Source organism: Thermophilibacter sp. ZX-H3, assembly GCF_052599055.1.
This window is the reverse complement of the sequence record NZ_JBQXES010000027.1, coordinates 20,637-27,523: the sequence shown is the minus strand read 5'-3', so window position 1 is coordinate 27,523 and position 6,887 is coordinate 20,637. Positions and strand designations below refer to the sequence as shown.

Annotated in this window: 5 protein-coding genes and 1 tRNA gene; 3 read left to right on the top strand and 3 right to left on the bottom strand. The window is 65.6% G+C overall.

The window, feature by feature from the left end:
- Window positions 1-187: 187 nt before the first annotated feature.
- A tRNA-Met gene (locus tag ACULPM_RS10375) sits at window positions 188-264 on the bottom strand.
- 284 nt (window positions 265-548) lie between these two features.
- Here ACULPM_RS10375 and ACULPM_RS10370 point away from each other — a divergent pair.
- On the top strand, window positions 549-1,307 hold the full coding sequence (locus ACULPM_RS10370) for an SDR family NAD(P)-dependent oxidoreductase (protein ID WP_445332206.1): 759 nt from the start codon (window positions 549-551) through the stop codon (window positions 1,305-1,307).
- Between the two features lie 104 nt (window positions 1,308-1,411).
- On the opposite strand, the gene ACULPM_RS10365 is transcribed toward ACULPM_RS10370, so the two are convergent.
- Entirely contained in the window at window positions 1,412-3,088 is a 1,677-nt protein-coding gene (locus ACULPM_RS10365; protein WP_445332207.1) for an LPXTG cell wall anchor domain-containing protein, read from the bottom strand.
- 575 nt (window positions 3,089-3,663) lie between these two features.
- Here ACULPM_RS10365 and ACULPM_RS10360 point away from each other — a divergent pair.
- On the top strand, window positions 3,664-4,941 hold the full coding sequence (locus ACULPM_RS10360) for an ammonium transporter (protein ID WP_445332208.1): 1,278 nt from the start codon (window positions 3,664-3,666) through the stop codon (window positions 4,939-4,941).
- 12 nt (window positions 4,942-4,953) lie between these two features.
- Window positions 4,954-5,292 (top strand): P-II family nitrogen regulator, encoded by a 339-nt coding sequence (locus tag ACULPM_RS10355; RefSeq protein ID WP_075279448.1) that lies wholly within the window; start codon window positions 4,954-4,956, stop codon window positions 5,290-5,292.
- A 265-nt stretch (window positions 5,293-5,557) separates the two neighbouring features.
- On the opposite strand, the gene ACULPM_RS10350 is transcribed toward ACULPM_RS10355, so the two are convergent.
- Window positions 5,558-6,637, bottom strand: a complete 1,080-nt coding sequence (locus ACULPM_RS10350; RefSeq protein WP_445332209.1) for a hypothetical protein — start codon at window positions 6,635-6,637, stop codon at window positions 5,558-5,560.
- Window positions 6,638-6,887 lie beyond the last annotated feature (250 nt).

Genomic DNA, 6,887 nt, shown 5'->3' with positions numbered 1-6,887 from the left:
GGGCGCGGGCGGACACACTTTCTGTCCGAGTGGTTAAAAGCTCCGCACGGATTTAAGGCCGAGAAAAAGGGGCATCGACCTGCGTCGATGCCCCTGAAGCGGACACACATTTTGTCCTATAAGCCAAATCGGGTGTCCCGAGGCAAGAAAAAAGGTCACCGGACTTGGCCGATGACCTGAGAATTTATGGTCGCGGGGGCAGGATTTGAACCTACGACCTTCGGGTTATGAGCCCGACGAGCTACCAGACTGCTCCACCCCGCAATTGGGTGCACCGCGTGTGTGCAAGAAATAACTATATCGACCACCTATCCATGCCGCAAGGAGCAAACGGAATTATGTCTGTATCTCCACAACTACTCCACCGAAGAGAATCGACGATGGATGGGGGCGGGGAGATCAACGCTCTTTGGACTGGATGAGAATGGAGACCAACCCCAACACGTTCACCGGTTGCGTCGTCGCCTTACGGCGAAAGGGCGCGGCTCCGGGGCATCGGGCTGGATATGGTGCTCAACGCCATGTATAAGCTCAGCGAAAGGAGCGCAATGAACCGTCTCGCAGACAAGGTTGCCGTTGTCACCGGGGCAAACTCTGGCGTGGGGGCCGCCGTTTCTAGGCTCTTTGCCGCGGAGGGCGCCAAGGTGGTCATGAGCGCGCGTCGCGCCGAAGCCCTTGAGGAGGTCGCCGCGCAGATCGCCGAGTTCGGCGGCGAGACCCTCGTCGTTCCCACGGACATCTCCAAGCCGGATGATCCTGAGAGCCTCATGTCCGCCGCAATGGAGAGGTACGGGAGGATTGACGTTCTGGTCAACAATGCAGGCGTGCTCGAGAGCGGCCTCAAGCCCATCGACCGCTACACCGACGAGGACCTCGACCGCATCGTCGAGACCAACCAGAAGGGAACCATGCGCTGCATGCGTGCGGCTACCAGGCGCATGACGGCCGGCGCCTCCATCGTCAACGTGGCCTCCATTGCGGGGGAGCGCGGCTGCGGCGGAGCGGCGTACGTAAGCTCCAAGGCGGCCGTCATCGGGGTTACCAAGCACACCGCGCTGCGCTTCCAGGTAGCGGGCATCCGGTGCAACGCGGTGTGCCCGGGCAACATCACGACGCCCATGACCGCGGGTCTGGACCCAGCAACGCTCGACCAGGACATGATCGGAGCAATAGCGCTGCATTCCAACATGCGGACTCAGTCCTGCACGCCCGAGGACGTGGCGAACATCGTGCTCTTTCTCGCGAGTGACGAGTCGCGCGCTATCACCGGGCAGATCGTCGTGAGCGACTTCGGGAGCATGCTCTAGGAATCTTTTATGACAGTTGACCCTGTCACCTTTGTCATAACAAAGCATTGGGCGCCTCGCGGCGGAGAGGCCGCGAGGCGCCCGAGGGGGCCGTGCAATTTGGGCTAGGAGCGGCGGCGACGGAGCGCTGTGGCCGCGATCGTGGCGAGAATCCCGGAGCCGCCGAGCAGGGCGGGAGCCACGAGGGTGGCATCCCCGGTCTTCGGGAGCGCGCTCTTTGCGCGAGCGGGACGTGAGGCCGAGGCGCTCTTGCCCCCGTCGTTCCCCGAGCTCTTGCCGACGACCTTCGACGGGTCATCGCCCGAGCCCTTGCCGGTTCCGGGGTTGTCTCCGGTGCCGGGGTTGTCGGGCTTGGCCGGGGGCTCGCCGGGGTTGTCGGGCTTGTTCGGCTCGCCGGGGTTATCGGGTTCGTCCGGCTTTCCCGGCTCGTCAGTTCCGCCTCCACCCGGCTCGTTCGTGTCGGGCTTTGCCTCCCAGAGGGCGGTGAGGGTCTCGTCCGGCCGGTCCGTGGTGAGCGTCACCGTGTCCCCGGGCTGGTGGACGGTTCCGTCCGTGGCTCTCCAGCCCCTGAACGCGTACCCCTCGCGCACGGGCGCGGCTGCGGCGACGAGGTCCTTCTCGGTGTGCGACCTACCGGTGCCCCAGTCGATGCCGAACGTCGAGCGCTCGGTCTCGGGCGTAGTCGCCCCGCCGGCCGCGTCGTAAGAGAGCGAGCAGGTCTTGTCCCAGACGGCGTAGAGCGTGGGGTCCGAACAGGTCGAGTCCCCTTCGTCGTCTTGCAGCTCAAAGGCGTTCACGTATCGTCCGGACTCGCCTAGGGGGGACTCGTCCTGCGAGGGGGTGCTGGCCGATCCGCGATACATCGCGCGCCGGTCTCCTCCGGCGAAGAAAGAGGCGTCTCTCCAGAAGAGGAACGCATATCCCTCGCGCACGGGGATGGTGTCCGTGACGTCGAAGTTGACGCTGGTGGGAGGGTCGACGCTTCCGTCCACCCAGACGCGGTCCGGACCGACCACCTTGGTCGCTACGGAGGTGGGCTGGCCGTCGATGGTGCCGCCCGTGGCGTCGTAGCGCATCGTGGCGAGATAGCGATAGGGGGGCTCGGGGATGACGGTGACCTTGTATCCCACGTTCATCACGGTGGTTGCGGTGTCGCCGTCATCTGCCCTGCCCGTGAGGGTGATCTTGAAGTAGGCGTAGACCGGCGTGTCGTCGGGCGTGACCTTTACGCCCTCAAAGCTGAAGGAGATGTTGCCGCTGGGGTTGGGAGAGCTCGCCCTGGTGAAGAGGTAGCCGGAGCCGGGGTAGCTTCCCGCGGGATAGTACGTGGATCCGACCGACTGTCCATAGGGAGCCGCCGACACGTTGGTCACCCGATAGGTCTTGGTGAGCGCCTCGCCCCCCAGGCCACCATAGTTCTGCTTCGTGAATCGCGTGATGACCGGGATTGACTCGTCAGATATCTCGGAATCCTCGACGACGACGATCTCGCCGTAGTCCCCTGGCCTCGGGTAGGTGTTGCCGGGGGAGTCGAGGCTCCCGTCGGCAGAGTCGTTGGGGTTGATGCGCAGGATGCTATCGGCATTGCCGTCCGCGGGAAAGATACTCGCGGGGACGTGCGACCATTCGGAGTCCTCGGGCTCCAGCTCGACGATGTTCTCGCACTCTTCTTTCTCCCCATCCTCCATCTTTGCAATCGCAGGGGCGGCGGGGAGCGCCGCCGCGAGCAAGAGCGCTAGAGTCAGGGTGGCCGCTCCGAAGCGGGGCGGTATACGAGCCATCTGTGCTCCTTCCTGGTTGGGGTAAGTCCCCACAGGTTAGGGGATGACGCAGCGTCCCCGGCAAGGGGGTCTCGTTGAGATGGGTGAGGCGGAAAAGAGTGCCGCCCCCGCATGTGAGCGATGCGGGGGCGGCTGGGCGCCCCTCCGAGGGAGCTACTCGGTCGAGGTGGGGCGCCAGGACGATGCGGCTGTCGTCACGCTACCCGTGGGGGTGAGGAGACGCGAGACGACCGGGGAGTTGCCGCGTGTCCGATGGAGAGTCGGAGGTGCCTCTGCCATGCCGGGCGCATGGGGACGAGCCCCATCCGGCCGCGCCTGACAGCAACCACCCTATTCCGTGACGTAGCGTCTCCGTCAAGGAGGAAAAGAAAAAAGTTTCAGGGAATGGGGAAGGGGTCGAGTGCCCTCACCCCGAGTTTTCCATACCGTTTCGAGGAGGCGGCCTCGCGTTTCGAGGCGGCTTCCAACGTTTCCCGCGTGGCGCAGGGTCGTAAACAGCGGCACGTCCTTCTCGGCACGTCCTCTTTGGGGTGGCAGACTGCCGCCGTACCGTCCGTGCGACTGGGGAGGTCGTCATGTATGACACAGGATCTACCGGATTCATGCTCGTCTGCACCATGCTCGTCCTGTTTATGACCCCGGGGCTTGCGTTCTTCTACGGCGGTCTGGCGCGCCGGAAGAACGTGATCAACACGATGCTCATGTGCTTTGCCGTGATCGGCATCGTGGGGATTGCCTGGGTCCTGGCGGGGTGGTCCTTCGCCTACGGGGGAGACGGCTCGCTTTCGTGGTTTGGGGGGTTCGACCAGCTGGGGCTTGTCGGCCTCGTCTCCGGCATGCTCGCCGAGGCGTCCGCGGTCCCCGCAGATGCGGTCTATCCCTCGCTCGTTGACGTCTGCTTCCAGATGGCCTTTGCCATGATCACGGCGGCCATCGTCACGGGCTCGGTGGCGGGGCGCATGAAGTTCGGGGCCGTCGCCGCCTTCATCGCCGCGTGGTCGCTCGTGGTGTATGCGCCGCTCGCCCACATGGTCTGGGGCGGGGAGGGCTCGCTCATCGGCGACGTCATCGGCGCACTGGACTTTGCCGGCGGCGACGTGGTCCACATCAGCTCCGGCGTGACGGGACTCATCCTCTGCCTCTTCCTCGGAGGGCGCAAGGGCTTTGGCCTCAAGAGCTACCGGCCGCACAACGTGCCCTTCGTCGCGCTGGGGGCGGGCCTGCTCTGGCTTGGCTGGTTTGGCTTCAACGGGGGCTCCGAGTTCGCCGCGGACGAGGTCGCGGCCCTCGCGATCCTCAACACCGTGGTCTCCAGCGCAGCGGGCCTCGTCTCCTGGCTCGTGACCGAGCGCGTTGCCACCGGCAAGCCGACGCTCGTGGGCGCCTGCACTGGTCTTGTGGCCGGCCTCGTGGTGGTGACGCCGGGTGCGGGCTTTGTGGAGCCGTGGGCCGCGGTGCTGATGGGCATCATCGTCTCTCCTGTCTGCTACCTGGCCATCTCCAAGCTCAAGGCGCGCTTCGGCTACGACGACGCGCTCGACGCGTTTGGCTGCCATGGGGTGGGCGGCATCCTCGGCGGCGTGCTCACGGGCCTCTTCTGCGTGCCGGAGCTCTCTTGGACCGAGGCGGGCGGCCTGCTCTACACCGGCGATGCCTCGCTGCTCGTGAGCCAGGTGGTTGGAATCCTGGTCACGCTTGCGATCGTCATCGTGCTCGACCTCGTGCTCGTGGCCATCGTGCGAGCGGCGTTTGGCGGCAGCCTGCGCGTGAGCGAGCATGACGAGGCGCTTGGACTCGACGTGTCCGCGCACGGCGAGAGCGCCTATCCCGCCTTCACCGGACTCGACGCATAGGGAGCGTGCAACATGAAGAAGGTAACGGCCATCATCCGTCCGGAGAAGCTCGAGGAGCTCAAGGACGCGCTCAACGAGAAGGGCATCCACGGCATGACCGTCTACGAGGTCATGGGCTGCGGAAGCCAGCACGGCTGGACCGAGTACTATCGCGGCAAGGAGGTCATGCTCAACATGATCCCCAAGGTGAAGGTTGAGCTTGTCGTCAATAATGCGCAGGTCGAAGACCTGATTGGGCTCGTCTGCGACGTTGCCCGCACCGGCGAGGTGGGCGACGGCAAGATCTTCGTCTATCCCGTTGAGGAGTGCGTGCGCATACGCACCGGGGAGCGCGGCGTCAAGGCCGTGTAGGGGGGCGGGCCGGGCGCGCTGCGGGCCGGGCGCGCTACGGACCCGGCGCGTTGCGCAAATCGGGGTCGTGGCAGTTTCCCCGCCGCCGGCGTTGCGCGGATGGGGGTTACGGCAGCCCGCGCTTCTCGCCACCTGCGGTTCTTCTCGTCCCTGTTGCGGAAAACGGGGTCGTGGCGGTGCGATTTCTGCCACAACCCCAATCGGGACAACGCCTCACGACACGGGATTGCCACGACCCCGATTCCCGCAACGTGCCGAGAAGCGCTTACCCAAGCCCGTACGCCTCGACGGGAACGACGTCCCATCCGCCGTCGGTGGTCTGGGGCGCGGCGGGGGAGGAGTCCTTCTCATCGCGCGCACGCTCGCGGGCGCGGCCGTCCCAGCGGACGCCGTCGATGCGCTCGAGCTCCTCGTAGAGCGCTGCCCGCCGCGAACGACGCCACTCCGCCACCTTGCGGGTCACGCGGTGTCGGGGCAGCCCGAGCTCCTGGCGGAGGATTTCTGCCAGCCCGTCCATGTAGTCGAGGTCGCGATACTGGACCTTCGTCACCACGTGCTCCGAGAGTCCAATGGCCGTGAGCTCGGTGCTCCGCGCGGCGTCGCGCGCGTGTGCCTGCTCGGTCGCATGGTCGCCGCCGTTATACTCGACCGCGGCGATGCGCGGTGCGCCTCCCGCCTCGTCCGCGCGCCCGCGGAGCAGGATGTCGGGCTTTCTCACCCCCGATTCCATCCGGTCATGTATGCGCCGCACCTCGAGGGGCTCGTTCATCGAAAGCACCTCGAGCCCGTATCCCCCAAGCGAAGGTCTCAGCCCCAGGCGAAGAGAAAGCTTCGTCTCGCGGGGCGAGCCCGAGCGCACGCAGGCGTGACGCAGTGCGTGGCGCACCCGCTGGGTTCCGTGCTCCGGTCCGAGGGCTTCGAGGTGCTCGAGGATGCGCTCGGGGGTGGTGAGGGGAGACTTCCGCTGGAACATGCCCCTCTCTGACGTGGGGTCGATGGCGTAGATGCCAAGGAGCTCGGAGAGCAGGCAGATGAGCTCGAGGTCCGTGAGCCATGGTGCCATCGCCACGGGGAGGTGCTCGGGCGAGATGCACCGCACTCCCGGGGCGAGCTCAAAGGCAGATCCGGGCGGAAGGTCGGGGGAGGCGTGGGTGCGGACCAGCGACCTTCTCGCGCGCGGGGACTCGCGAGAGACGAGCAGGTGAAGAGGCTTGCTCGCGCGGGCCAACTCTGGGACGGTGCCGATGAGCCGCTCGATTTCCGCGTTGGCCGGCACCCGCTCGGGAACGTCGCCGTCACAGCGTTCTCCCTTTTCGAGACGCCAGCGCAGCCGTCTGCTGCGCATCGCCTCAAGGGCCGTGGTATGTGTCAGTAGGATGCTCATGGCTCGAGGCTAGGGCATCGCATCGGGGATGGACTCGAGATCCGAAGAAAGTCGTTCCCGCTGCTGACGGGCTGCTGTCGCGATGCTGACGAAAAGGACTGTTTGCGCAGGTCAGTTAACTTTACATAAGTGATTTGCATGAGAAAATTAACTATATTTTGTGGAGGAGGTGTGCTGCGGGCGCCGGGGGCGGGTCGTTTGCGATATCGGG

What these genes read in the sequence shown, in the direction of transcription:
- ACULPM_RS10365 (WP_445332207.1), bottom strand. Translation starts at nt 3,088, where the DNA reads ATGGCTCGTATACCGCCCCGCTTCGGAGCGGCCACCCTGACTCTAGCG.
- ACULPM_RS10370 (WP_445332206.1), top strand. Translation starts at nt 549, where the DNA reads ATGAACCGTCTCGCAGACAAGGTTGCCGTTGTCACCGGGGCAAACTCT.
- ACULPM_RS10360 (WP_445332208.1), top strand. Translation starts at nt 3,664, where the DNA reads ATGTATGACACAGGATCTACCGGATTCATGCTCGTCTGCACCATGCTC.
- ACULPM_RS10355 (WP_075279448.1), top strand. Translation starts at nt 4,954, where the DNA reads ATGAAGAAGGTAACGGCCATCATCCGTCCGGAGAAGCTCGAGGAGCTC.
- ACULPM_RS10350 (WP_445332209.1), bottom strand. Translation starts at nt 6,637, where the DNA reads ATGCGCAGCAGACGGCTGCGCTGGCGTCTCGAAAAGGGAGAACGCTGT.